30 protein-coding genes, 1 tRNA gene and 1 pseudogene are annotated in these 23,397 nt (G+C 41.6%); 11 read left to right on the top strand and 21 right to left on the bottom strand.

Annotation, left to right across the window (positions count from 1 at the left end; all coding sequences use genetic code 11):
• The 8 genes and pseudogenes from U9O96_03840 to nadC form a co-directional block, all read right to left on the bottom strand.
• On the bottom strand, nt 1–238 hold a 238-nt coding region (locus tag U9O96_03840; protein ID MEA2054236.1), incomplete at its 3' end, for a hypothetical protein.
• Nucleotides 239–293: 55 nt separating this feature from the next.
• The gene (locus tag U9O96_03845) at nt 294–839 is read right to left on the bottom strand and encodes a TATA-box-binding protein (protein MEA2054237.1); all 546 of its coding nucleotides are present in this window, start codon (nt 837–839) and stop codon (nt 294–296) included.
• A 106-nt stretch (nt 840–945) separates the two neighbouring features.
• Nucleotides 946–1,020 (bottom strand) — tRNA-Arg (locus U9O96_03850).
• 31 nt (nt 1,021–1,051) lie between these two features.
• Complete coding sequence (locus U9O96_03855) at nt 1,052–2,320, bottom strand: UDP-glucose/GDP-mannose dehydrogenase family protein (GenBank protein ID MEA2054238.1); 1,269 nt, start codon at nt 2,318–2,320, stop codon at nt 1,052–1,054.
• 159 nt (nt 2,321–2,479) lie between these two features.
• Nucleotides 2,480–2,725 (bottom strand): hypothetical protein, encoded by a 246-nt coding sequence (locus U9O96_03860; protein ID MEA2054239.1) that lies wholly within the window; start codon nt 2,723–2,725, stop codon nt 2,480–2,482.
• 72 nt (nt 2,726–2,797) lie between these two features.
• A pseudogene (locus U9O96_03865) lies at nt 2,798–3,346 on the bottom strand (TATA-box-binding protein).
• Nucleotides 3,347–3,467: 121 nt separating this feature from the next.
• Complete coding sequence (locus U9O96_03870) at nt 3,468–4,391, bottom strand: cysteine synthase family protein (GenBank protein MEA2054240.1); 924 nt, start codon at nt 4,389–4,391, stop codon at nt 3,468–3,470.
• A 155-nt stretch (nt 4,392–4,546) separates the two neighbouring features.
• Nucleotides 4,547–5,359 (bottom strand): carboxylating nicotinate-nucleotide diphosphorylase, encoded by an 813-nt coding sequence (gene nadC, locus U9O96_03875; GenBank protein ID MEA2054241.1) that lies wholly within the window; start codon nt 5,357–5,359, stop codon nt 4,547–4,549.
• Nucleotides 5,360–5,394: 35 nt separating this feature from the next.
• On the opposite strand from nadC, the gene U9O96_03880 reads away from it, so the two are divergent.
• Genes U9O96_03880 through rimI form a run of 4 tightly spaced genes read left to right on the top strand, consistent with a single transcriptional unit; the run spans nt 5,395 to nt 8,079 of the window.
• A complete protein-coding gene (locus tag U9O96_03880; protein MEA2054242.1) occupies nt 5,395–6,171 on the top strand; it encodes an aspartate dehydrogenase in 777 nt (258 codons plus the stop codon).
• A gap of 1 nt (nt 6,172) precedes the next feature.
• Entirely contained in the window at nt 6,173–6,769 is a 597-nt protein-coding gene (locus U9O96_03885; GenBank protein MEA2054243.1) for a hypothetical protein, read from the top strand.
• The gene (locus tag U9O96_03890; protein ID MEA2054244.1) at nt 6,770–7,651 is read left to right on the top strand and encodes a 4Fe-4S binding protein; all 882 of its coding nucleotides are present in this window, start codon (nt 6,770–6,772) and stop codon (nt 7,649–7,651) included.
• Nucleotides 7,648–8,079, top strand: coding sequence for a ribosomal protein S18-alanine N-acetyltransferase (rimI, locus tag U9O96_03895; GenBank protein MEA2054245.1), 432 nt, complete (start codon nt 7,648–7,650; stop codon nt 8,077–8,079). The genes U9O96_03890 and rimI overlap by 4 nt, the downstream gene beginning before the upstream one ends.
• Here the strand turns inward: rimI and U9O96_03900 are convergent.
• Genes U9O96_03900 through U9O96_03910 form a run of 3 tightly spaced genes read right to left on the bottom strand, consistent with a single transcriptional unit; the run spans nt 8,074 to nt 11,313 of the window.
• On the bottom strand, nt 8,074–10,119 hold the full coding sequence (locus tag U9O96_03900; GenBank protein ID MEA2054246.1) for an Ig-like domain-containing protein: 2,046 nt from the start codon (nt 10,117–10,119) through the stop codon (nt 8,074–8,076). The genes rimI and U9O96_03900 overlap by 6 nt on opposite strands.
• A gap of 34 nt (nt 10,120–10,153) precedes the next feature.
• Nucleotides 10,154–10,588: a hypothetical protein gene (locus tag U9O96_03905; protein ID MEA2054247.1), complete on the bottom strand. Its 435-nt coding sequence runs from the start codon at nt 10,586–10,588 to the stop codon at nt 10,154–10,156.
• Nucleotides 10,589–10,596: 8 nt separating this feature from the next.
• Nucleotides 10,597–11,313, bottom strand: a complete 717-nt coding sequence (locus U9O96_03910; GenBank protein ID MEA2054248.1) for a PKD domain-containing protein — start codon at nt 11,311–11,313, stop codon at nt 10,597–10,599.
• A gap of 118 nt (nt 11,314–11,431) precedes the next feature.
• Between U9O96_03910 and nadA the strand changes: the two genes are divergently transcribed.
• Nucleotides 11,432–12,331 carry a quinolinate synthase NadA gene (gene nadA, locus U9O96_03915; GenBank protein MEA2054249.1) on the top strand — a complete coding sequence of 300 codons (900 nt, stop codon included), beginning with the start codon at nt 11,432–11,434 and terminating at the stop codon, nt 12,329–12,331.
• A gap of 43 nt (nt 12,332–12,374) precedes the next feature.
• Nucleotides 12,375–12,809, top strand: a complete 435-nt coding sequence (locus U9O96_03920) for a hypothetical protein (protein MEA2054250.1) — start codon at nt 12,375–12,377, stop codon at nt 12,807–12,809.
• Between the two features lie 14 nt (nt 12,810–12,823).
• Here the strand turns inward: U9O96_03920 and U9O96_03925 are convergent, their stop codons facing one another.
• Genes U9O96_03925 through U9O96_03940 form a run of 4 tightly spaced genes read right to left on the bottom strand, consistent with a single transcriptional unit; the run spans nt 12,824 to nt 16,363 of the window.
• Nucleotides 12,824–13,603, bottom strand: a complete 780-nt coding sequence (locus U9O96_03925; protein ID MEA2054251.1) for a phosphate ABC transporter ATP-binding protein — start codon at nt 13,601–13,603, stop codon at nt 12,824–12,826.
• Nucleotides 13,600–14,457, bottom strand: a complete 858-nt coding sequence (locus tag U9O96_03930) for an ABC transporter permease subunit (GenBank protein ID MEA2054252.1) — start codon at nt 14,455–14,457, stop codon at nt 13,600–13,602. The genes U9O96_03925 and U9O96_03930 overlap by 4 nt, the downstream gene beginning before the upstream one ends.
• On the bottom strand, nt 14,454–15,353 hold the full coding sequence (gene pstC, locus U9O96_03935) for a phosphate ABC transporter permease subunit PstC (protein MEA2054253.1): 900 nt from the start codon (nt 15,351–15,353) through the stop codon (nt 14,454–14,456). The genes U9O96_03930 and pstC overlap by 4 nt, the downstream gene beginning before the upstream one ends.
• Before the next feature lie 26 nt (nt 15,354–15,379).
• Complete coding sequence (locus U9O96_03940; protein ID MEA2054254.1) at nt 15,380–16,363, bottom strand: substrate-binding domain-containing protein; 984 nt, start codon at nt 16,361–16,363, stop codon at nt 15,380–15,382.
• 128 nt (nt 16,364–16,491) lie between these two features.
• Between U9O96_03940 and U9O96_03945 the strand changes: the two genes are divergently transcribed.
• On the top strand, nt 16,492–16,680 hold the full coding sequence (locus U9O96_03945; protein MEA2054255.1) for a hypothetical protein: 189 nt from the start codon (nt 16,492–16,494) through the stop codon (nt 16,678–16,680).
• A gap of 58 nt (nt 16,681–16,738) precedes the next feature.
• Nucleotides 16,739–17,644 carry a cation diffusion facilitator family transporter gene (locus U9O96_03950; GenBank protein MEA2054256.1) on the top strand — a complete coding sequence of 302 codons (906 nt, stop codon included), beginning with the start codon at nt 16,739–16,741 and terminating at the stop codon, nt 17,642–17,644.
• Between the two features lie 6 nt (nt 17,645–17,650).
• Here the strand turns inward: U9O96_03950 and U9O96_03955 are convergent, their stop codons facing one another.
• Genes U9O96_03955 through U9O96_03980 form a run of 6 tightly spaced genes read right to left on the bottom strand, consistent with a single transcriptional unit; the run spans nt 17,651 to nt 20,718 of the window.
• Nucleotides 17,651–18,568, bottom strand: a complete 918-nt coding sequence (locus U9O96_03955; GenBank protein ID MEA2054257.1) for a SufD family Fe-S cluster assembly protein — start codon at nt 18,566–18,568, stop codon at nt 17,651–17,653.
• A complete protein-coding gene (locus U9O96_03960; protein ID MEA2054258.1) occupies nt 18,546–19,289 on the bottom strand; it encodes an ATP-binding cassette domain-containing protein in 744 nt (247 codons plus the stop codon). The genes U9O96_03955 and U9O96_03960 overlap by 23 nt, the downstream gene beginning before the upstream one ends.
• On the bottom strand, nt 19,289–19,534 hold the full coding sequence (locus U9O96_03965) for a MoaD/ThiS family protein (protein MEA2054259.1): 246 nt from the start codon (nt 19,532–19,534) through the stop codon (nt 19,289–19,291). The genes U9O96_03960 and U9O96_03965 overlap by 1 nt, the downstream gene beginning before the upstream one ends.
• Nucleotides 19,524–20,264: a HesA/MoeB/ThiF family protein gene (locus U9O96_03970; protein MEA2054260.1), complete on the bottom strand. Its 741-nt coding sequence runs from the start codon at nt 20,262–20,264 to the stop codon at nt 19,524–19,526. The genes U9O96_03965 and U9O96_03970 overlap by 11 nt, the downstream gene beginning before the upstream one ends.
• A 2-nt stretch (nt 20,265–20,266) precedes the next feature.
• Nucleotides 20,267–20,470: a MoaD/ThiS family protein gene (locus U9O96_03975; protein ID MEA2054261.1), complete on the bottom strand. Its 204-nt coding sequence runs from the start codon at nt 20,468–20,470 to the stop codon at nt 20,267–20,269.
• Nucleotides 20,467–20,718 carry a helix-turn-helix domain-containing protein gene (locus U9O96_03980; GenBank protein MEA2054262.1) on the bottom strand — a complete coding sequence of 84 codons (252 nt, stop codon included), beginning with the start codon at nt 20,716–20,718 and terminating at the stop codon, nt 20,467–20,469. Before U9O96_03980 ends, U9O96_03975 begins: the two co-directional genes overlap by 4 nt.
• Nucleotides 20,719–20,861: 143 nt before the next feature.
• On the opposite strand from U9O96_03980, the gene U9O96_03985 reads away from it, so the two are divergent.
• Genes U9O96_03985 through U9O96_03995 form a run of 3 tightly spaced genes read left to right on the top strand, consistent with a single transcriptional unit; the run spans nt 20,862 to nt 23,362 of the window.
• On the top strand, nt 20,862–22,673 hold the full coding sequence (locus tag U9O96_03985; protein ID MEA2054263.1) for a PKD domain-containing protein: 1,812 nt from the start codon (nt 20,862–20,864) through the stop codon (nt 22,671–22,673).
• Nucleotides 22,674–22,677: 4 nt separating this feature from the next.
• Nucleotides 22,678–22,899 carry a DUF1858 domain-containing protein gene (locus U9O96_03990; GenBank protein ID MEA2054264.1) on the top strand — a complete coding sequence of 74 codons (222 nt, stop codon included), beginning with the start codon at nt 22,678–22,680 and terminating at the stop codon, nt 22,897–22,899.
• The gene (locus tag U9O96_03995; GenBank protein ID MEA2054265.1) at nt 22,862–23,362 is read left to right on the top strand and encodes a hypothetical protein; all 501 of its coding nucleotides are present in this window, start codon (nt 22,862–22,864) and stop codon (nt 23,360–23,362) included. The genes U9O96_03990 and U9O96_03995 overlap by 38 nt, the downstream gene beginning before the upstream one ends.
• Nucleotides 23,363–23,397 lie beyond the last annotated feature (35 nt).

Below are 23,397 nucleotides of genomic sequence, written 5' to 3' on the forward strand. Positions count from 1 at the left end.
TTATGAATGGAAGTTTTTTGATATCCCCTATGCCCTTTATATCATCCGGACGGATGCCTGCTTCCCTGTACTTTTTTCTGTAAATGGGCACATCATAAGCATATCTGATGATTTTTCTGAATTGTTTGTCCCTGTATTTCTCAAGCTCTTCGTACGATACTCTCCAAACCCTGTTTATATCTGTCACATATGCTTTTGTCGCGCGAAGCAGAAAGACGGGATTCAGGAAGGGATTCATTTTCTCTTCTGCAATGTCTCATAAAATTTATATTTTTTGGCCTAAGCTTTTTTGTTTATATCAATCTCAATGAATGCAGCTTTGAGGATAAGGTATCTATTGCTTTAGATGCCTCCTCTGGACTTTTTGTTCCCAGACATATGATTTTTCCGGAATTGAAAATCAAGAAAACCGCACGGGATTCCTCCAGCCAATACACCAACCCAGGAAATTGCTCGGACTCATATTCAACGTTTTCCAATCCAAGGGCCAATACCATATTCGTCAGATTCATTTCCACGCATAAGTCAGAAGATGCAACTACGTTTTTTATCGCAATTTCTGATTCGAATGATACTTCAAAACCAGATTCTACAAGTTTTTCGCATAGTTTCTGGATGCCCGCCCGCAATTCCTCCTCGGACTTCGCACCCAAGCTCACCACCTTGCCGTTCTTGAACAGCAGATACGTTGTTTTTGGCTCATCTATGTGCATGATTAACCCTGGAAAACGTTCTTTTTCGTACTTGCTGCCTGCCACAGTTGATGCGATTTTTTCCAAATTAAGCTCTTTTCCAATCGTTGTGGTAGCAACTATATTTTCTACTTTCATGTCCATCATGGAATACCTCCAATCACAGGAAAATGGCTGATCTTCCTCTCTTTATTGCATATGTCTAATCCCGTATATCTGCTTTTCTGTCAAAAGCAGGGTTCTGTTGCATTAGCGGGCCCGAGGGGATTTGAACCCCTGATCTGCAACTCCGAAGGCTGCCGCCTTATCCTAGCTAGGCTACGAGCCCGATTGGAATAGTTGCACCTTTTACTTAAATTTTACCAGCATATGCCCTCATAGATCAGCCCTTCTTTTTCCTCGACGATATGCCTCCCATCAATGACAACAGGTCTTTTCATCAACCTGAAATTCAGATGGGAGAACTCTTCCCAGTCGGTCATGATAAGACATCCATCGGCATTTTTAAGGGAAGCATCTGCACTTTTGCAGTAATCTATATTTTCAAAAATTTTCTTCATATTTTCCATGGCGAGGGGATCATATGCAGAGATGACAGCATTCTTTTCAATAAGTTTTTTTATGACTGGTATGGAACGTGATTCTCTTATATCATCTGTTCCTGCTTTGAAGGAGAGGCCAAGAACCGATATTTTCTTTCCGTCAAGTTTTTCAGTGTGTTTTTCGAGCAGTTCGATCATCTTCAAGGACTGTCTCTCGTTAACGTGCATGACAGAACGCAGGATGGCCGTATCACATCCCCGTTCATCGCCAGCAGAAATGATTGCCCTCACGTCTTTGGGAAAACAGGAGCCGCCAAAGCCCGCCCCTGAGTTGAGGAAATAAGGGGAGATACGATGGTCCATTCCCACGGCTTCCATAACATCGTATGTATCCACTCCGAGCTTTTTGCAGAAGTTTCCAATTTCGTTGGCAAAAGATATCTTTGTTGCTAGAAGAGCGTTGCTTGAATATTTTATCATCTCGGCAGTTGTTAGAGTTGTTATAAAAAGAGGCGCGTGGAACGGAGTGTATAGCCTGGTTAACAGTTCCTCAGATTTTTTATCGTGCACACCGATCACGATTCTGTCGGGATGTTTGAAATCGTGTATTGCTTTTCCTTCCCTCAAAAATTCCGGATTCATTGAAACGCCAAAATCATGCCCGGCTTTTTTGCCCGTTAATTTTTCCAGAAAGGGTATGACAAAACCTTCGGTTGTACCAGGCAAAACAGTGCTTTTTATTACAACCAATTTCCATTCATTTCCGATATATCTGCCAATATTTTTAATTGCTTCCTCCACATATTCTAAATTTATGCTTCCGTCTTTCCTTGAAGGCGTGCCTACGCACACAAAAACAGCATCCGCTTCTGTTATGGGCCCATATTCTGTCGTTGCTTTTATCCTCCCGCTGTTTCTTTTAAGCATCTCCCCCAGGTCATCCTCATATATTGGCGGAAACGATTTATTTATTTCATTCACTTTTTCTTCGTCGATATCTATGAATACTACATCATTTCCATTATCTGCAAGGCAAACACCGGTTACCATCCCCACATATCCGGCACCAATTATGCATATCTTCATGATTTCGTAATGCAAAGTAGTTTAAAAAAACTCAGGAAGCCGGTGCATGTCTTCTCATCGAATATTATCCAGTTAGAGCCCGGGACAGATGACAAAAAGAAAATAAGAGGGAGAATTCCCCTCAAAGATAGAGATAGGTATTTTATTTCTCTGTAACAGTTACATCCAGAGCAACGCCATAAACAGTGCACCGGCGATAATCATTCCCATGCGGGTATAATTGTCTATTTCTGTATCCACCAGTGCTCCAACAGCGAATCCTATTCCACCTATTAGTATTCCAAGATCCGCTATTACTGTTGATGTATTTATTGCATCCTCGTCGTCTGCATACACTCCTGCTACCATACCTATAAATAGCAGGACAATACCTATTGCGACTGCTGCGGGTATCCAGGGTTTCATATCTTATCCCCTCCAGAGTGATAATATCTCTTCTTATTTATATACATGTCTATTTTTTTTCAAAATTTTACCTTATAGCAGCATTCCCTTCTCACCTAGTTCTTTCGCCATCATATCTATTGCATCTGAAACCTGTTCCGCTTTTCTCGCTCCTGTGCATACCAGTTTTCCAGAGCCGAATAGAAGGACAACGACATGAAGGTCTTTAAGTCTATAAACCAGCCCAGGGAACTATTCCGGCTCGTATTCTACTTTTTCAAGACCTATTGCAAGTGCGACGTCATTCAAATTCAATTTGGCATTCAAATTTGCAGAGGCAACGATGTTCTGGATATTTATTTCCGGACTTTTAAAAACCTTGGATCCTGCCTTCTCGACTTTATTACAAACTTTTTTTATTGCTCTTTTCACATCTCCCGTCGTCTTTGCACCCGTGCATACGACCTTTCCACTCCTGAACAGCAGAGCAGCAGTTTTTGGCTCATCCAGACGAAGTACAAGCCCCGGGAATCGCTTGGGTTTATAGTCTCCTCCGGACAATAATTTTGATAACATCGTCAAATCCAATTCATCGGCTATCGTGGTTGACGCTACAATATTTTCTATTTTCATATCAGCCATAATTTACCCCCTAATTTAAGTAGTATATAAACTCCCTTTATAAAGGTTTGGAGCACAATATCTGTCCTGCATTAGATTTATTGGGATGAACTTTGCATACAACGTTTGACAAAGGAGGAAATCATGGAGGGCATTTTGCACATACCGACCTGAACAGTGTTGTACTGAGGTAACGCTCTCCCCTATCAGGTAATATTGCAACAATTGTACCAGAATCCATATTCTTTGCTATATGCAGAGCACCTGCAACTGCTGCGCCGCTCGATGCACCGACAAAAATTCCTTCTTTTGTGGCGAGAAGGCGTACTATTTCAGATGCCTCATCATCATCGATTACAATTTTTTCGTCCAATATACTCTCGTTATAAATTTTGGGAGTCATGGATTCTTTCATATTTTTAAGTCCCTGTATTCTATGTCCTTCCGGCGGTTCTACCCCCACAATCCTGATTTCTTGCTTTTTTTCCTTTAAATATTTGCCCACTCCCATTATAGTTCCTGTTGTGCCCATGCCAGCAACAAATACATCGACTTCCCCGTCAGTCTGAGAGAAAATTTCTGGTCCAGTTGTTTCGTAATGTGAAAGGACGTTATTTTCGTTTTCAAACTGATTGGGCATGAAATACTTATCCGGCTCTTCATTAACAAGTTCACGGGCTTTTTTAATAGAACCATCTGTACCTTCATCCGCGGGGGTAAAAGCAACTTCGGCACCAAACGCCTCCAATATGTGCCTTCTTTCCATACTGACGCATTCTGGCATTAGTAACTTAACTCTGTACCCTTTTATGGCACCTATCATCGCAAGAGCGATTCCTGTATTTCCGGATGTTGGTTCAAGTATTATCTTATCTTTTGTCAGCTTCCCAGATTCTTCTCCCTTTTTTACCATATAATATGCCGGTCTATCTTTTATTGAACCACCCGGGTTCATCGCCTCGACTTTACCAAAAATCCTAACATCACGGTTTCTATTTAAATTGCTCAACTTCACAAGTGGCGTATTACCAATGGCATCCAATATGCTGAATTTTTTATTTTTCATATCCACCGTTGAACAAGATGATCGTATTTAAAAATTTTAGCTTGTGTGCTTTGCATAATTATTCCGAGAATTAGCCCCGTACATTTATTGCCAGCAAGGTGTCATACGAATGAATGAAATAAAATGGAGTCTCGTCGGGCATGCTCATGCTCCTATTATAACTGTTCCATTTCAAGTGAAAAATCTTTGCTTTTTACTGAATGCGTCAGCCAGCCCAGTGAAATGATATCGGCAAAAGTATAGTTGGCGATGTTTTCGGGTGTTATGCCGCCGGAAACCTCTATTTTCACGGACGGATTTACTGCTCTTGCCTCGCGGGCAGCTATTTTTCCTTTGGCTGGAGGCATGTTGTCAAGCATTATGATATTGACGTCCTCTTCAGCGGCAATGACAGCGTTTTCGATACTTTCAACCTCCACTTCTATCGGCTTATCTATTTTCTCTTTTGCCTTCCTTATGGCTTCCCTAATGGATAGGTATATTAGATGATTATCCTTTATTATAACTCCATCATATAACCCCATTCGGTGTGCCATCCCGCCTCCAATTGTAACGGCTTTTTTTTCGTATTTTCTGAAGCCGGGAGTTGTCTTTCTTGTTGCTGCTATATTAATTTTTGCGTTCTTTTTCCTACAAGTTTTGACAAGTTCGTTGGTAATACTTGCTATGCCGCTCATTCTGGAAATGACGTTCAAGGCCAGTCTTTCGCCGGCAAGTATGGAACGGGCCTTTCCTTTTATCTCCATTACCCTGTCGTTTGCCCTGGCTTCCTCGCCGTCCTTCATTATCAAATTTACGGTCAGTCCCAGATGGGAAAACACTGCTTTCGCTTCCTCAAGGCCTGCCAGAATGCAACATTCCTTGGAAATGATAAAAGCCTTTCCCGCTTCGTCCCCAAGCAAGCCGTCCGAGGTTATATCACCCTTCTCATTCAAATCTTCATAAAGGAATCTTTCTATGTCTCCCATAGGAACGTATTAATAGAAATCCTCTATTTATTAATATGGATAGCATAAAGCTAGGAATAATAGGCTGTGGGGCGGTAGGCAGTGATGTGGCGATGGCCGCGGACAACATGGAAGAGATATGCAAAATCTATCTTTACGACATAAAAAAAGAAAAGGCGGAGAAACTGGGTAAAAAATTAAAAAAGGGAGTTGCCGAGGATTTTAATAATTTTTTGGGAAAGGTCGACATTGTTTTTGAGGCGGCATCCCAGGAAGCAATAAGGCAATATGCAGAAAAGGTTATCGATGCAGGAAAGGATTTGATAATAATGAGTATCGGCAGTCTTTTCGATGACACCCTGCGAAAAAGATTGGAAAGGAAAGCGAAAGAAAAAAAATGCAAGATTTACCTTCCGTCAGGGGCGGTATGCGGTATTGATGGGATAAAAGCGGCTAGGGCAGATGACATAGACGAGGTCACACTTGTAACAACAAAGTCTCCTTCCTCTCTTGGCAGAGAACTGGAAAAGAGGACTATACTTTTTGATGGGAGTGCAAGGGAAGCGGTAAAGAAATTTCCGAGAAATATAAATGTTGCCGCGTGCCTGTCCATTGCCGGCATAGGATTTGACGAGACGAGGGTTAAAATTGTTGCAGATCCCGTGGTTAAGTGTAACAGCCATAAAATACTGGCCCATGGAAAATTTGGACGGCTTAGGGCGGAGGTAGAAAATCTGCCGAATCCAAACAATCCCGGTTCAAGTTACCTGGCATCCCTTTCAGCAATTGCAACCCTGAGACGGGCGATTAATCCAATTCAGATAGGTGCATGAAATGAGATTGGCACAGGTTATTGGCATAGCCATTGCACTTGTGCTTTTCACGGGCGGGGTGTATACTTCATACGAAAAGTCGAGAAATCTAAATGAAGCTACTTGTCTGGGTTGCCTTGCGCTTAACCCCATCGTAAAATCTTTTTCCGGGTTTTGGGTCGAGTATCCTGAAGGATATGATAAGGAAGGAAACAATGTGCCACATCCGTCGTGGGTCGTTGATGAACTGAGTAAAGGAAAGGTTGTGATGCTCTTTTTCTGGTATCATGGATGCGATCCATGCAGCAGACAGTGGAGTGACATGAAAAATGCAGGTATTGTTGAAGGAAGCGAAGAAAACGGGTGCATGGACGAAAGATACAAAAAAAACATCACACTTTTCACTGTAGATATCATCAATAGCGAGAGAAAAGATGTTATAAAAATTTACACTCCAAAGGGAGATATTGGAGCACCAACAACGGTCATTCTCACTCTCAAAGATGGAAACGTTTTGTGGTATGCCTTCCAGGGGCCTGCAGGTGGGGATGGTGGACAGCCTTCCCTCAAACAGTTAGAAGAAATATTGGCCCTTGCAGTCGAGAATATGGAGGTGTAGATGCCCCTGTGCAACTTTAACTGTGCGTCGTGCCCATTTGCATATGTATGCGTGCCGATGGCAATCGGTACTGCAGTAGTATGGAAAAGATATGCATTTTCTCCGATGCAGAAAAAAAGGCTTGCTTCTCAGCTTGCATTCCTTTTTCTTTCAAATACTGCCTTTCTCGTCGGCAGCACGGGGCTGATATATACGTACTTTTACTGCTGGGAAGCACCCATGGCATCAATGGCCTGTCCAATCGGCATACTGGAACATGCAGCCATTGAACACAGTTTAACGTCGTTAATTTATCTCGCCGGCTCTATAACCCTTATTTCCATGGTATTCGGTAGGGCGGCATGCGGCTGGGCATGCCCCATTGGCTTTTTGCAGGATATTATAGGACATAAAAGAAAAATAAAGAGTGCGAATGGCAAAAAGGCTGATAAAAAATTACGTTATTTAAAATATGCAATTTTATTGTTGATAGCCCCTGCATGTTACATCACGGGGAAAATGGTTTATACAAACATCTGTCCCATCGGCGGTTTAACTGCCACAATACCTGCCCTAATTCTCCATCCACACGGCTATGCCCTTGGCACATATTTCATTCCAAAAATGCTTTTTCTTGGAGGCTTTTTTGCGCTCGTTGTTTTGCTGACACGTGGATGGTGCCGGCACCTCTGTCCCGTAGGGGCGATGATGGCTCCTTTCAACAAAATAAGTTTGCTTCAGCTGGAAGTGGACATGAACAAATGCACTCACTGCGGGAGATGTAAAGCAGTCTGTCCTATGGACATTGAAATGCCCGAGGATAATAGAAGTTCGGAATGTATAAGGTGCGGAAGGTGCGTATCAGCCTGCCCCGTCAATGCGATAAAATTGGGTTTTACATGATCATAAGGGAATTTGTATGTAATGATATACAGCAGGTTATAAAAATATCTTATAACTCTCTTAAAGAGTATTATTCTCCGGATTTTTTTATTAACGTATGGCAGGTCTCGCCCAACGGTTTTCTGGTTGCAGAGGAGGGTGGGAAGGTTATCGGATTTGTATTGAGTGTTATGGCTGGGGCATCCACTCTTCGCATTTTGATGGTATGTGTCAGAAAAGGTTACAGGGGAAAGGGCATAGGCTCTACGCTCCTGAACCAGATAACAAGGAAATTTGAAAATCTAAAGAAAGTTTATCTGGAGGTGAAAGTAACAAACAAAAAAGCCATAAAGCTTTACAAGAAGCATGGCTTCGTAATAAAAGAAATCCTCCATGATTTTTATCCAGATGGGACAGATGGCTACCTCATGGAAAAATCGCTCTTATGATCTTCTATACAAAATTAAGGAAAAGATGATTGCACATAGTAAGATAGCGAGAGTGAAGGATGGTGTTTCTTCTCCTATATGCCTGTCGGGCATTTTTCCTTCAGTAAATAAAGATACGGTATAGCTACTATCAAGCTTTGTACCGTAAATATTTGTTGCATTCCGGTCAATTTCTATGGAATAGTGTTTCTCGTGTTCCAGAGGAGCGGAGGGTATTATGTACAATATGTCCCCATTTTCGTTCCAGGATTTACTGAAATCGAAGGTTGCAGATATATTGCCACCCATGCTGCCTTTATCCATTTCCTCCGAGAAAACTATTGAAATTTTTGTTGAAACCGGTACTTCCCTTTCTCCGTCATAAGGTAATGAGCAGAGCACTCTTAGCGGCATTACCTCAAAACCAATTGTAAATTTCTTGCCCATATGGTTGCCCGATTTGTCCATGGCATAAGTTGTTATCATTATTTTATACTCGCCCGGCGGAAGGAATCTCGGTATTATTTTTAAGGCAGTATCATTATCTTCCCATTCTATGTGGTAAGAAAACCATGGATCGTTCCTTATGGCTTTTTCGAAAAATCTTATTTCCATTGGTTCTGAAAATTGTATTTTTATAACATCCCCGCTTTTTGCTGTGCCTCCATTGCCAGGATATGTTGAGATTATTTCAGGCGACTCTGTATCTGCAGAAGACGTTTCAAAAGATAACTCGTACGGCTTTCCCATTTCCTGCCCGCTGTCCCTTCTTATACTGCCGGACAGTGTTATTGTATATACGGTTTTGTACATCCAGTGGTTTTTCGGAGATATTACCAAAACTTTGTCACTGTTCCATTTGATACTGTAGTCTATTGGCAGGTCAATTGAAATTGCATTTGAAACAGATGATTTGTCCATGTTGTAAGAAAAGGCTATGGTTACTGGAGAAAATATATCTTTATCCTTTGAGTTGTCTGCAGGGTCTGTTGATACAACTGTTGGAGGTGATGTGTCAACTGTGAATTGCCATGAAACGGTGCTTTCCTGTCCTCCATCGTCCTTAACTTTAACCATGAACGTATATTTCCCATCTGCTAAGCTTTCGTAATCTTTCTCTGTTTCCTGTCCCCATTCAGACCAGCGGCTATCGTACCCTATCAACATATAGGAATAAAGCAACTCGTCACTGGAAGTAAAATCGTCTTTTCCTTCCCAGCTAAACGTTGCGTTTCTGTAACCTGTAACTGAAGCGGGCTTTCCAATTAGCATGACTGAAGGTGGTGAATCCTCCGGCGGCGAGGCGGCTGCCGCGCTATCCACATAATGGGCAGTGAACCGGTGATTGTTTGAAGGTGGATCTGAATAGCCGGTATGCCCTTCGGCATCAAAAAGAGCAGCGATCACCATTATGTTGTCCCTGGTTATGTCTTCATATCCTGCACTGCTCCCGTTCCATACAGTTTCTTCCGTTATAACCCCCTCAATGCTCACATCTTTATCAAGTGCATAGTCAAGGAATCCGAAATGGTAGGGGTTGCCGGCAAGGTTGTTCCATCTTGATACAGGCTCGACAACATACGCCCTGAGATGTCCGTGGTACGTTCCTCCGTTATTTTCAATTTTTATTGATATGGAAATGCTGCTCTCCCCGAGCCAGCCGACATCAATGACTACGCCGACATTAGGGTATGCCCTGTTTCTGCACTCATTTATGGCACTCTTATATGGTGCAGTATCGCTTTTTCCTCCGAAAACTACAGAATACCCTCCATCAAAAAATGAAGTTGGATACCCGGCTATGTTATAATCCTCTATCCTGTCTGCCGCTTTTTCATTTTTATCGGTGACCATGGCAACATAATAAAACGAACTATCAGAGCCGTATATTTTGTATAAAGCCTCTGCAGTATTCGGGCATCCTGTGCACCATGTTGCCGTTATTTCCTCGCAGAAAACAACTTTGCTTTCAGTTGATGCCTCAGATTCAAAATTAAAGGACGGCAATGACGCCAAAGATAGAAGAATAATTATGGAAAGAAAGGGGACACTTGCCTTCATTATATTTCAGAGTTCAAAGGTTTTTCGTCGTATTTCAAACTTTCGTCCTTTTTCTGAGAAATACCGCTGTCATTGCTACGGAAATTGCTATGATGGATGCAATAGATGCAAAGCCTGGCGTACTATTTCTACCTGCCTTTTCTACTGCGAATGAGGTCGAGTTGTCCCACGTGCTAGTGTTATCAGTATATTCCACGGTGAAATTGAGATGCACATCTGCCGTCTCGTTCACATAGAATGAATATACGTAATTTCCGTTGTCTTTTTCCATTTGCTCTGGCAGTCGGCATATGTCGCCAATGCATACCTGCAGAATTACCTTGGAAACATTTTCATCTGCTTTTAGATACACTGTTATTTTGTCCCCTGGCTCAGGGTGTTCGGGTGTCCATGTCACGTTTAGGGCATTTGCCTGAGTTATGGCAAGAGACGCAAAAATCAGTAAGACAAATATTGGGAGTATTTTCATTGCATCACCTATAATTTTATCAGCTTGATGTCATCCATTGCTTCGTTCCACTCGCTATCATACGCCCTAACAGTAAGAGGAACATTTCCTTCGTCTATCAATTCATTGTCATCGTAATCCTGGTTCCATTCCCAGGTATATAGGGGAGAGGTATCAACATGTACCACTTCCCGTCCGCAGAAGCAGCTCATCTGGAGTAAAAATTCAACCCTCTGCACGTCGTCGGATGCTTTCACTTCCACGGTTATATCTCCTATAACAATCTGTCCCAGGATTGGCAGTATTTTTATCCCGTACAGATAAATCCCATTGTGCGGCTTTACTATTTTAATGGAAGGGCCGTTTGAATAACTCAGCGGCATACTTACTTTCAATGTAGCGGGCTCGCTCTCGGCACGATTCTCATCCATTGCCTTCACCGTTATTGTATAATCACCCTTCTCGTCCCACGTATGTGATGCTGAAGCCTGCTGACCGGAATCGTGCAAAAGGGTGCAGAACTCATCACCATCGCCCCAGTCGAAGCAGTAAAACACTTTGTCACCGTCAGGGTCTGTTGTCACGGCAGTGTATGTATACCACTTTCCTACCTCACCTGATGACGGCCCGGTTATTGTCGGCTTTTCCGGGGGGTTGTTGGGCATCATGCCCGTAGTAGCATTTATCGCCATGACCGACGGAATTACAAGAGCTGCCAATACAAATATCGCTATTGCTTTTTTCATTTTATCAAACCCTTCATTAAAAATTGATATTAAAATTTAACTATCGTTAAGAAGAGGTGGGATTAACTCGTTGCTCATCAAAAAGTTTTAAATGCAGGTTGACATAAGCAGACAGAAAATGAATGATAAACTCAAAAAACTTGATGAGCTGAAAAAGAAAAGGAATGCTGTTATCCTAGCCCATAATTATCAGAGGCCGGAAGTTCAGGATGCTGCAGATTTCACCGGCGATTCCCTTGCCCTTGCCGTGCGGGCGAAAAAAACGGATGCAGATGTTATCGTCTTTTGCGGCGTGGACTTCATGGCACAGTCTGCAAAAATTTTGAATCCCGATAAAATTGTCTTACATCCAGACATCGGTGCAAGGTGTCCCATGGCCGCGATGGTTGATGCAGAAACACTGCTTTCCTTCAAAAAAGAGAAGGGGTTGGATGTGGTGAGTTATGTCAATACCACGGCAGAAGTTAAGGCCGTCTCAGACATATGCTGCACATCTGCAAATGCCGTGAAAGTCGTAAAAAGCATGCCCGACGGCGTCATATTTGTGCCCGACAGTAACCTGGGCAAGTATGTCAAGAGATATGTAAAAGACAAAGAAGTTATTCTGTGGCCGGGCTTTTGCCCCACGCATGAAGGCATAGAGAAAGAAGATATATTGAGGATAAAAGAAATACACCCGGAGGCGGAGATAATCGCACATCCGGAGTGCACCCCGGAGGTTATAGACATCGCTGATAAAATCGCCTCTACTGAAGGAATGGTAAATTATGCAAAAGAATCAAAAACAAGAGAATTTATTGTGGCAACCGAGCGGGAGTTATGCTACAGAATGAAAAAAGAAATGCCCGAAAAGATATTTTATTCAGTTGAAAACGCCGTTTGTCCGCCAATGAAAAAGATAACCCTGGACAAGATTATAAATTCTCTTGAAAAAATGGAGCCGGAGATAGCAATAGATAAAGAAACAATAAATAAAGCCAAGAAGCCATTGGAAAAGATGATGGAATTGGGAAGATAAATGAAAAACAAAAAGTTAAATATCCGCAATTCTTTTAATATATATGGGAATGAAAAAATTGGTTATCGTTGTGTCACTGCTTTTCATCATCCCGCTTTTCCAGGGTATAGCCGTCTCGGAGTCAATCAATGACTCGTATATACACATTATTGAGCCACGGGGAGGGCTATACTTTTACGGGAAAAAATTAATGCCTGGATATGATCCATTCTGGACGGTAATAATCGGCTCTAATTTCATAAAAGTTGATACGGACAGCAGCAGCAATATTTTAACCGCCTATTTTACTCTCTATGACATAGTTGATAAAGAAGTAATAAAAAGCGAGCTGGATAGCACCCCGTCAAACGGATTCTCATGCAATTTTTCCGACGTCCCTAAAGGAAGATATCTCACTGCGGTTATCGCTCTTGCTGTTGACCTGGACGAACCTGTGGCATCTGACTGGAGGACACCGATATTTTTTATTCCGATGTGAAAGAGTGTGTCGATTCAAGTTCCTGCCATTATCCCCTTTATGTATTCCTTTGTCTTTTCATTGGTCGGATTATTAAAAAACTGCTCTGCCGTTCCAGTCTCTACCACTTCCCCGAGATATAAAAATATTACATAATCGGCCAGCCTTTTTGCCTGTCTGAGCACGTGGGTGACCATGACGATAGTGTATTTCTCTTTGAGGGAAAGAAGAAGATTCTCCAATTTCTCCGATGAAATCGGGTCGAGGGCAGATGTGACTTCATCACATAATATAACCTCGGGCTCTACGGCGAGGGTTCTGGCCATGCAAAGTCGCTGTTGTTGGCCGATTGATAGGTCAGCTGCCGGAGAATCCAGCCTATCTTTAACTTCATCCCAGAGATTTGCCTTCCTGAGGCATTCTTCAACTATTCTGTCAAGCTCATTTTTGTTTGGCCTGTAGTGAATCTTTGGCCCATACGCCACATTGTCATATATCGATGCAGGCAGGGGATAGGGCTTTTGTGCCACCAGTCCCACCTTCCGCCTGAGTTCCGGCACGGGACGACTAGGATGGTATATGTCCTCTCCTCCGATGAATATCTCTCCGCTCACTTTTACGCCTTCCTTGATTTCATGGAGCCTGTTTAACGTTTTCAGAAGTGTGGTCTTCCCGCATCCCGAAGGGCCTATTATCGTGGTCAGCTTATTTTTTGGAATGTCTATATTTATATTTTTCAATGCCACAACATCCGTACCTCCGCTGTAAAATACATTCAAATTCCTAACCTTTATTTCTGTCTCAATTGCTCTCATTTTTTACCTCCTGAAATATAAGTAGAAAAATGACCTACGAGAATCCTTGATGCAATGTTCAAAAGAAGTACAATTGCCATGAGCACAAAAGCAGCCGCATAAGCTTGCTCTCTTACTGATGGATAACAACTGCTGGCCTGCTGGAATATCATCACTGGCAATGCAGTAGCTGTCTGAAAAAGCCCGCTGGGCATAACGCTGCTGGCACCGCAAGTGAATATAATGGATGCTGCATCGCCCATTCCCCTGCCCAGCCCCATCAAAACCCCAGCAGCTATGCCCGGAAGGGCGTGTCTCCCGACTATTTTGGATGTTTCCCATCTGGTAGTCCCCATGGAATAAGCGACCTCTTTTACATCCAGAAGAACAGATTGAACAGCCTCATCAGCATACCTGGCAATTATGGGCAATTCAAGCAGGGCAAGAGCGAAAATCCCGGCGAGCAAAGAAGCCCTTTGGTGCAGATATATCAGGATGGTTAGCACGAAAATGCCGTAGACTATGGAAGGCGTTCCCCATAAAGCATCCAAAAAAGTGCGCACTGATTCGGAAACTCTTTGGCTGGAATAATCGGATTGTAGAAAAATGGCAATTCCAAAAGCCATAATAGATGCAAAGGCAGTGGCCGGGAGTACCATGTAAATACTTCCCAGAATTGCGTGCAGGAAACCCCCCTCCCCGCCCAGAAGATATCTGGGTCCGGGTGCCGTCACGATTACCTGGGGTTTCTGAACCATCACGACTCCGCCTTTTAGGATGGTAATCCCTATTATCAAAAATAGAGAAGATGCAATGATTGCCATGGAAAGAAGCATGAGGAATTTGAAGATTTTTTCTTCTAAGTATCTTTTCATATTTTCCACCTCTCCTTAAGTCTTCCATTTATTACTCTTGCCAACGTGTTGAAAATTGTTACCATTATGAACAGCACAAGGGCAACGAATACCAAAGCGGATTGCTCCATCGGCACGGACATCATTTCCCCAAAGCTACTTATAATGACAGACGGCATGGTTTGACCGGCAGAGAACATAGACGTTATCTGGTTTTTACCTCCAATAACCATGGCTACTGCCATCGTTTCCCCAAAAGCCCTCCCAAATCCCAATAGCACGGAAGAAATTATTCCAGGCCCGGCTGCTTTCAAAAGCACATGCTTTATGCTCTCCCATTTGGTCGCTCCCATTGAGAGAGGTGCTTCGCGCAGTTCTATGGGTAAAGCCCTCAGTGACTCAACTGACAATGAGATAATTATCGGGAAGACCATGACCGCCAGAATCAAACCCGCGGTGAATATACACATGCCCGTGGTTTCCACGCCGAGCCATGGCCCAAGATAGTCTGATACAAAAGGAACGAACACAATCACTGCACATATGCCAAAAACCACAGAAGGTATGCCGGCCAGTACATCTATGAAGGATGAAAAATACTTTCTTACATTTGGCGAAGAATATTCCGATATGTATATTGCGGAAAGCAGGGATATGGGAACAGCTATTGCCATGGATATTAGGGTAACGTAAAATGTTCCCACGATGGCAGGATAAAATCCAAAATTGTAACGCTCTGGGTCCCAGTTGGAGGAGAATAGGAGATCGGTGATGGAGTATTTAGAAATGACTAAAGAGGATTTGCTTAACAGGAGCAAGAATATCAGGATGAAAAGCGCTGATGCAAATCCAGTCATTGCTAGCATTGCCCTGCTGCTGATTTTTTCTTTCAGCTGCCTAAACTTCAATAATTCCATTTTCTTATCTTACATCGACAAACTTTTTATTCTCTATTTCCTTTTTCTAGACATTCCAATTCTTGTTCTAGCGTTTCATCTGACAGTTGTACGTAGCCATTCTCCCGCACGAAAGCCTGGCCATCCGTGAGTATCCAGTGGACAAAATCCTTCGTTTTTCCTTTGAAGGGGCCTTTTGACACCAAATACTCCTTTCTGGCTGGTGGTGAGGGATAGTTACCAAGGGATACGTTTTCTACGAGTTGATCCCTGTTGTCATAAAAATTCTCATTCTGGTCAAGTTTATCGTTTCCGTTTAAGTCCAACGGCACCGGCCTGATACCCTCTGCAAACCCTCCGGTTTCTATATCGTAAGCATAATTCAGGTTGTTGAATCCTATTGCGTTTTTCTCTCCACGAACTCCAGTTGCTAGATTCATATCGCCGTCAAAGTTTGCAACCGCTTTACTCTGGAGGTCAGATTGAGTGTAATTCCCCAAAAAGCTTGCCCACACTTTTGCGGCACCTGACGCATCGGACCGGCCGTATACCACTATTTTATCGTCCTCAATGCTTTTATTTACAACATCTCCCCAGTGCGTCACCTCCTTCATAAAAATCTTCCTTAAATCCTCTCTCGACAATCCCTGTTCATATATTTCGTCCAAAACTGGATTATTGACATTTATGGTGGCAACCACAGCATCCTTTGTAACGGCGATATAGAACGCACCTTGTTCCAGCTCTTCTTCTCTAATGGGGCGGGAGACCATCCCTATATCCACCTGTTCGTTTAGAACATCTGACATCCCCTTTCCAGCTCCTCCGCCAGATACATCCACCGTTACGCCATACGCTTTTTCGTATTCATCTGCCCATACGAGCATCATTGGGTAGAGTGCCCATGCACCTGAAATTCTTATGCTCTCAGATTCACCTATACAACCGGCAAACGCAGTGGCAAAAATCAGTATAACCACGGCTATCGTTTTCGGTTTCGATCTTTTTACATATTTCTCTACTTCGAACATATTATACTGAATACAAATCCAGTATTTAAATATTGGTATTGTGCAAATACAAATTGGGATTATACAAATATCGTCATGATATTGAATTTTTAACAACATGTATATAGTCCAATGTATTTATCCATATTATGAAAATAGAACTCGATGACGTTGTGTGCCTGCAGGATACGGCCATCACCATCAAGGGTGCCAGAAGGAGAATAACCGTTCCAATCGAGATAGTAAAATTGATGGGATTGAGAGACAGGGATAAAATAAGGTGGCTTGCATTGAAAGACGGAACTGTATTATTGGAAAAGGTAAATCTGCCAAAATAATGTCTGGTAAATTACAAACCAAAACACCTAAATGGCCGATTGAATTCCTTTTCAGATAATGATACCTGCCCGTTTAATCCCGGACTATGGAGATATATCAGAGCCGGAAGTTAGAGCAAAATATGGGTATTTGGAGGGTTTTGTGAGCATGGCCGGCAATATAGGATTATTTGCGATAAAATTTGTGCTGGGTACGGCAATTGGCAGCATCGCTCTCCTGGCAGATTCATTTCACACGCTCTCAGATATCTGGACATCCTTTCTTCTAATAATTGGCTTTAAATTTTCAAAGAAAGGCCCGGATGACAGACATCCATTTGGACATGGGAGAATAGAATTTATAGCCGGGCTCATCATAGCCATTTCTTTAGTAATCATGGGAACAGGATTCGTTTATCGATCTATAGAGAAAATTATTCATCCTGCACCGGTCAGGGGCAATATTTTCATCGTACTTCTCCTCATCTTCTTTTCCCTGATAAAAGAGGGAATAGCACAATTTTCTATATCTTTAGGAAAGAAAATAGATTCCCCGACCCTACTTGCTGATGCGTGGCACCATAGGAGCGATGCAATAACGACAGTTCTCGTAGCAATTGCCATCCTGGGAAGTATGTATGGTTATCCTATCCTGGATCCATTTTTTGGAATTGCTGTTGCATGCTTGGTGATATATATAGGCATTGACCTCGCAAAAAAATCAGCTGATAGAATCATTGGCGAAGCCCCTGGTGAGGAAATGATAGGCGCCATAAGGAAATTGGCTATTGAAGTTGAAGGCGTGAAAGGCGCCCACAATATATCCGTGCATGACTATGGCGATTACAAAGTTGCCACGCTACATTTGGAAGTTGGAGATATGGATATAAAAAGAGCACACGATATCGCCTCAGTCGTTGAAGATAAGATAAAGAAGGAGATGAATATCTCGACAATTGTCCATTTAGAACCGTACGAGAAATGATTCATATCAGCCAAGCATTCCTTTGATGATCGTATCTATCGCTTTTTCTTCTTCCAATCCTCTAGCCATAAGAGTTTCAAGTTGTTTTTTATCCACGCTACCTATCGCTGCTTCATGAGTAACCTTCGCTTTTTCATTGCTTACGTTCACGATCGGTATCGCCTTTGCAATAGCATTATCTTGAACAATTTCAGTGCAGTCAACATGTCCTCTAGCATAAGGAGCATTTCCTTCACTAATGTTAGTAACCTCGGATGAGGCGTTATCTTTTACGGCGATCCTCGATTTTATTACGCTTCTTGCGTACTCGCCGTTCAGAACAATACCTTCCTTGACCTTTATTTCATCGTTTCCCTTTCCATAAACTTTTGTTATCATCTCGCTAATACTTTCCCTTTTTGCATCTATTGAATAATCGATATCAAGCTTTCCCACTCTTCCAATGAGCAGTGAAAATGTGGTGTTGATTTCTCCATAGTTTATTATTCTTGCTCTAGGTATTACGGTAGCACCACCATAATTCCCATGCCAATGTATCTCTTCATATCGTAAGGATGCTCCTTCTTCGATCATAAATCTTGCATCCATCAAGTGCTTTACTTTCACTGCATTAGGAAATACGCAATGGGCTAGGAGACATGCTTTCGAATTCTTTTCTGCTATTATCTCTGTATTAATCCGCTGAATTCCTTCTTTTGGTATAACGCCAAAACACAAATGGATTGGTTTCCCTATCTTGCATCCTTCCTTTATTCGTAATTTAACGTCTACACCTTCCTTTATGCTCTCTTTTTCTAGGACCATACCTTCTACAGCATTGGCACTCAATATTTTATTTTCACTTACAAACAAATATGCCACATCTTTTGCTTTTGTAATGGATGGGTTTCCTCCCATGAATTTATATGCTTCTAGGAGACCCATTCTTTTTCACCTCTAAATATTTGCCAGAAGGACATTTCCCACACATTTTCCTGAAAAATTTAGTCACTTCCCAAGTACTACCATTTTTCACTAAATAGCCATCGCAGATCAAGCTCGCCTCGTCTGCTACCCTCGCTACTTCTTCTCTATGAGTAATTAGTAAGACCGTGATACCTTCTTTTTTAAGACTAACGATTACGTTGAGAAGGTCGTCTAATGAAACGAAATCTATTCCAGAGTCTGGTTCATCTAGAATAGCTAGTTTTGGCGTCATCATTATTATTGATGCTAGCTCTATTCTCTTTCTTTCGCCACCGCTCAATGAATCATCGATTGCTCTATTCAAACACCGTCTTGGATCTAGATTTACCATCTTCAAAGCTCTTTCTATATTGTTGCCACCTATGGAAAGATAATCCCTGACCAGCAGCCCCTCAAACCTAGCTGGTTCTTGCCACGCTAATGTTATACCCATTTTTGCTCTCTCATGTATTAAATGACTCGTGATGTCCTTTCCTTCAAAGAAAATTTTACCGGTAGAGGGCTTATAAATCCCCATGATTGTATATGCTAGGGTGCTCTTCCCAGAACCGTTCGGACCGATGACAGCATGAATCTTTCCCCTGTTAACTGATAAGGAAAGCCCTTTTATTATTGTCTTCCCGTTTCTTTCTACTTTTATTGAATCTATTCCAAGTATTTTATTGTCATTCTTTTCCATTAACCCCCTCCTACGGGTGGACATAGCGCTACCTCGTCGCCATCTTTTAGCAACTCTGTTCCATTTGCACGGTTATGATTTAATGATAATATAGTTGAATCCATTAATTTCCTTAATTTGGGGTAGTCGTTCATCAGCATTTTCAACATTTCATTAACGCCTGTCTTTTCCTTTAACTCAATTTCGATTTCCTTCTTACCAACAACTTCTCTGTGAGCAGAAAAGAATTTCACCTTAATCTTCATTTAATCCTCCACAACTCGGACATTTCGGGTCACGCTCTATTTTGATTAGATCATACGTCAGAAATTGAGCGTCATATACCAATAATTTATTCGTCAACAATGGTTCCATGCCTACAAAAAACTTGACGACCTCTGTTGCTTGAATAGTCCCAATTGTTCCCGTTACCGCTCCTAAAATAGGAAACTTTTTGTGAGAAGGAAAACGAGGATAAATACATTTCAGACAAGGAGTTTTCCTTGGTATTATGGTGGTTGCTCTTCCCTCCAATCCTTCGCAAGCCCCATGGAAGAGAGGAATACCTAATTTTAAGGAGGCATCATTGAGCAAGTATCTACTGGGGAAATTATCCATGCAATCAACTATGGCGTCAACATACTTTAACAAATCAGTCACGTTTCCTCTTCCTATTTTTTCTTTTATACCAATAATCTTAATATCTGAGTTCATTTTCATGATTTTTTCCACAGCGGATTCCACCTTGTTTTTACCTACATCTTCATCCCAGTACAATATCTGACGATTCAAATTTGAAACTTTTATTTTATCATTGTCTATGATTAATATGCGACCAATCCCAGCAACAGCCAAATATATCCCGACAGCTGAGCCGAGGCCACCCACTCCAGCAACTGCCACACTCACTCCTTTCAATTTTTCTTGTCCTTCCCTGCCAAAATTTGGTATCACGATTTGCCTATCATATCTTTCTAAATCTCTTTTTGTCAGCATCTTTAGCCTCCAGAGGATACTCGAATTATTTTTATCTTATCTCCATCTAATATCTCTTCATCTATAGGTATTGGTATATTATTCCTGACAATTATCACGTTATCTGGAGTTTGACCAATTTTTTTGATCAATTCGTATCCATTCAAACTATCAGAAAATTCCATTTCTCTTTCTTTTCCATCATAAAAAATTATTGCCTTTTTCATCTATCAACCTCCATGCTCTCTATTCCCTTGGATCTCAACATTTCGCAAATCCTGCAAATTTCTTTTATTACATCATTTCCATTTATTATGCGTTTTGCAGATTTTTTTATTTGATTTAATATCTGCTCGTTAATTATTCCCATTTTGCCTTTCCCTCTTTTATCAGATAGATATTGAGATATTGCAGCAGAACTTAGCCCCAATTTTTCTGCTACTTCCTTTTGGCTTAAACCATAATCTTCCATCATACATTTGGTTAGTTCTCTTCTGATAAATGGTAGGATGTACCACGTTGCGGTCTCGCAAGGTACTTTCATTCAGTTCACCAAAAATCCTATATACCGATTTTGTATATAGATTTAACGATAGTTAATTAAAAAGGGATGGTAAAATGAATGGAAAAAAATTTGTTGCAATGATATTGATAATATTGGTAATGTCACCGCTGGTGAGCACGATAAGTAGCAAAAAAAGCTATACGAACGTTGCCATCATGCCATATAGGGCTGACATAAGTATTACGGGAGTAGGTGTTGAGATAATGGAACCTGAAGATGGTACTGTTTTCCACCGTAGGAATGTTTCGCTTCGTTGTATGGCACATGCATGTTGTGGAGACAAACTTACTTACTGGGAATGGAAATGGATATGGGATAATGGAAGCTATAGTGACTCCAGTACAATCAACTATAAAACGGAATTTGAATTCTGGATAAACATATCCCTCTATCCAGGGTGGAATAAAATTGATGTTACTGTAAAGGTCGCTTCAGGCACTGAAGGTCATGATAATGTAACATTATACTATGACGGTCCTGTTGCAAACACGAATGGACCTTATGATGGAAGAGTGGGGAAGGAAATAAATTTCTATGGATCTGCGGATGGGGGATATAAGCCATATAAATGGCGCTGGGATTTTGGAGACGGAAACGAAAGCAACGAGCAGAATTCATCTCATACTTACACAAATACGGGGGTGTACAAGGTAATTTTAACTGTAACTGATAGCATGGAGTACAACGATACAAGCTATACAGTTGCCGTGATAGATAAGAGAGAGGATAATTTCACTCACACGGTTCTTGCGGAATATGGGACTCTCAGTACCTGCCCTCATTGTCCTCCCGCGTCAAGCCAGTTATATGACATTTATACTTCTGGAGACTACAATTTTTACTATGTTTCTTTAGTTTACGATAAGAATCATAGAGCAGGTAAGAGGTTGCAAGAATTAAATATAAGCGGTGTACCAGATGTATATTTTGATGGAAAATATACGCATGTTTTAGGGAAGCAATCTGATAATCAACCCTATAGAAATGCCATTGCAACTTGTGGCACACGAAATGTAACAGATATAGATTTAGATGTTAATGTTGAATGGAAGGGCAATGCTGCCTTGAGGATAAATATTACTGTCAAAAATAATGGTCCTGAGGGATACAAAGGGCATTTACGGGCATATATTGTGGAGCCTGTATCCCGATGGAACGACCAGCAAGGGAATCCATACCATTTTGGGTTTTTAGGTTTTGCATTTGATAGAAGTCTTTCTTTGGCTAAGAATGGGGTTAAGTCCCTCGGTGGTGATACATATGAGTTCACTACAACCTGGCGTGGTTCCCTACATGGATTCAGCGATATATCGGAAGATAACATAATGGTGATTACAGCAGTTTTTAACAAGGAGACAGGCTATGTTAATCAAATTGCTGCGGCAGCGCCAGCACAAAATGAAAATGATAAACAAGCAGTCGTTACGAGCGTCGGTGGTGGAGACGGCTATACAAACATAACCGTGGAAGAGGCATGGGAACTGTTGCACTGTCCCTGCAACGGGATACAGATTCCTATAGACGTCAGGACAATAAAAGAATTTGTAGATGAACGAATAAACGTTCCATCTGAAAGGGAAAAACCACGGTGGTTTCCGGTGCAATTGATGCAGCGTGAGGGATTATTGCTGAACCTCTTCATGTCTTTGTATAAGGGTCAGGAAATCATCCTCTACTGCAGGACCGGTCATCGGAGTTACAACGCAGTTCAAATTCTCATTGACAACAGCTTTGACGGAAAGATTTACAATATGGTCGGAGGTATAACAGCATGGAAAGAAGCAGGACTTCCAACTGTTAAAGGATTTATGGGACTGCTAACTTGGGATTTCCAAGATAAAGTGGTCGTTGGGATAAAAGGGTGATAATGTGCCAGAAGGAAAAATAACGAAGGACACCACTATCACTGAAGCTTTAAAATTCCCTCATGCAGAGGAAGTGTTGTATAAATATGGAATTGGATGCATGGGATGCCCGATGATGGTGCTTGAAAAAATAGGAGATATAGCTATAATGCATAGAATAGATCTAGATAAGCTATTGGAGGAATTAAATGGGGCTATTTCGGAAGGAAAAGGGAGACTGGTATAGCGAGCGGTCTGTCCAGGAGAAACGCGTATATGCCCATAAATATTTCTGCGCTATGAAAAGATTGCTGATTTTTGCCTTCATTATGATTTCGTTCATTTTATCAGGCTGTATCTTATATTCGCATACCTCCTCGACAAAGATTGTATCAATCACGCCCGATAAAACAGTGTATCACTCAGGTGACCGCATGACACTTTATATCACACTTAAATCATCTGACATAATAAAGAATGTAACTGTCAATGCCACCGGATTAGAAAATAGAATTGGGCAGATACTACTACATGAATCTAAGGTTACCAACCTCGTGAAAGGAATTAACAATGTAACATTTGAGTATACCTTACCCTCCTGTTCGCCATGCAATAAGTTAGACCCCGGTACATACCCCATCGATGTTACGATATCGTATGACGGAAAAATCATAGCACAAAGTACAGAGAATATACAGCTTGAACGATAAATTTACCTTTGGTAAAATATGTAAAAACGAAATGA

This window comes from Candidatus Thermoplasmatota archaeon (genome assembly GCA_034660695.1).
Lineage (GTDB): Archaea > Thermoplasmatota > E2 > UBA202 > DSCA01 > JAYEJS01.

Coding starts and splice junctions, on each gene's coding strand:
- nadC (MEA2054241.1), bottom strand. CDS start 5,359: ATGGGAGACATAGAAAGATTCCTTTATGAAGATTTGAATGAGAAGGGT.
- U9O96_03980 (MEA2054262.1), bottom strand. CDS start 20,718: ATGATGGAAGATTATGGTTTAAGCCAAAAGGAAGTAGCAGAAAAATTG.
- U9O96_03985 (MEA2054263.1), top strand. CDS start 20,862: ATGAATGGAAAAAAATTTGTTGCAATGATATTGATAATATTGGTAATG.
- pstC (MEA2054253.1), bottom strand. CDS start 15,353: ATGGAATTATTGAAGTTTAGGCAGCTGAAAGAAAAAATCAGCAGCAGG.
- U9O96_03870 (MEA2054240.1), bottom strand. CDS start 4,391: ATGAAAAATAAAAAATTCAGCATATTGGATGCCATTGGTAATACGCCA.
- U9O96_03905 (MEA2054247.1), bottom strand. CDS start 10,588: ATGAAAATACTCCCAATATTTGTCTTACTGATTTTTGCGTCTCTTGCC.
- U9O96_03900 (MEA2054246.1), bottom strand. CDS start 10,119: ATGAAGGCAAGTGTCCCCTTTCTTTCCATAATTATTCTTCTATCTTTG.
- U9O96_03855 (MEA2054238.1), bottom strand. CDS start 2,320: ATGAAGATATGCATAATTGGTGCCGGATATGTGGGGATGGTAACCGGT.
- U9O96_03925 (MEA2054251.1), bottom strand. CDS start 13,603: ATGAGAGCAATTGAGACAGAAATAAAGGTTAGGAATTTGAATGTATTT.
- U9O96_03940 (MEA2054254.1), bottom strand. CDS start 16,363: ATGTTCGAAGTAGAGAAATATGTAAAAAGATCGAAACCGAAAACGATA.
- U9O96_03845 (MEA2054237.1), bottom strand. CDS start 839: ATGATGGACATGAAAGTAGAAAATATAGTTGCTACCACAACGATTGGA.
- U9O96_03950 (MEA2054256.1), top strand. CDS start 16,739: ATGATACCTGCCCGTTTAATCCCGGACTATGGAGATATATCAGAGCCG.
- U9O96_03920 (MEA2054250.1), top strand. CDS start 12,375: ATGGGAATGAAAAAATTGGTTATCGTTGTGTCACTGCTTTTCATCATC.
- U9O96_03910 (MEA2054248.1), bottom strand. CDS start 11,313: ATGAAAAAAGCAATAGCGATATTTGTATTGGCAGCTCTTGTAATTCCG.
- U9O96_03945 (MEA2054255.1), top strand. CDS start 16,492: ATGAAAATAGAACTCGATGACGTTGTGTGCCTGCAGGATACGGCCATC.
- U9O96_03960 (MEA2054258.1), bottom strand. CDS start 19,289: ATGGAAAAGAATGACAATAAAATACTTGGAATAGATTCAATAAAAGTA.
- U9O96_03955 (MEA2054257.1), bottom strand. CDS start 18,568: ATGGGTCTCCTAGAAGCATATAAATTCATGGGAGGAAACCCATCCATT.
- U9O96_03970 (MEA2054260.1), bottom strand. CDS start 20,264: ATGCTGACAAAAAGAGATTTAGAAAGATATGATAGGCAAATCGTGATA.
- U9O96_03890 (MEA2054244.1), top strand. CDS start 6,770: ATGCCCCTGTGCAACTTTAACTGTGCGTCGTGCCCATTTGCATATGTA.
- U9O96_03995 (MEA2054265.1), top strand. CDS start 22,862: ATGGGGCTATTTCGGAAGGAAAAGGGAGACTGGTATAGCGAGCGGTCT.
- U9O96_03880 (MEA2054242.1), top strand. CDS start 5,395: ATGGATAGCATAAAGCTAGGAATAATAGGCTGTGGGGCGGTAGGCAGT.
- nadA (MEA2054249.1), top strand. CDS start 11,432: ATGAATGATAAACTCAAAAAACTTGATGAGCTGAAAAAGAAAAGGAAT.
- U9O96_03965 (MEA2054259.1), bottom strand. CDS start 19,534: ATGAAGATTAAGGTGAAATTCTTTTCTGCTCACAGAGAAGTTGTTGGT.
- U9O96_03930 (MEA2054252.1), bottom strand. CDS start 14,457: ATGAAAAGATACTTAGAAGAAAAAATCTTCAAATTCCTCATGCTTCTT.
- U9O96_03885 (MEA2054243.1), top strand. CDS start 6,173: ATGAGATTGGCACAGGTTATTGGCATAGCCATTGCACTTGTGCTTTTC.
- U9O96_03860 (MEA2054239.1), bottom strand. CDS start 2,725: ATGAAACCCTGGATACCCGCAGCAGTCGCAATAGGTATTGTCCTGCTA.
- U9O96_03975 (MEA2054261.1), bottom strand. CDS start 20,470: ATGAAAAAGGCAATAATTTTTTATGATGGAAAAGAAAGAGAAATGGAA.
- rimI (MEA2054245.1), top strand. CDS start 7,648: ATGATCATAAGGGAATTTGTATGTAATGATATACAGCAGGTTATAAAA.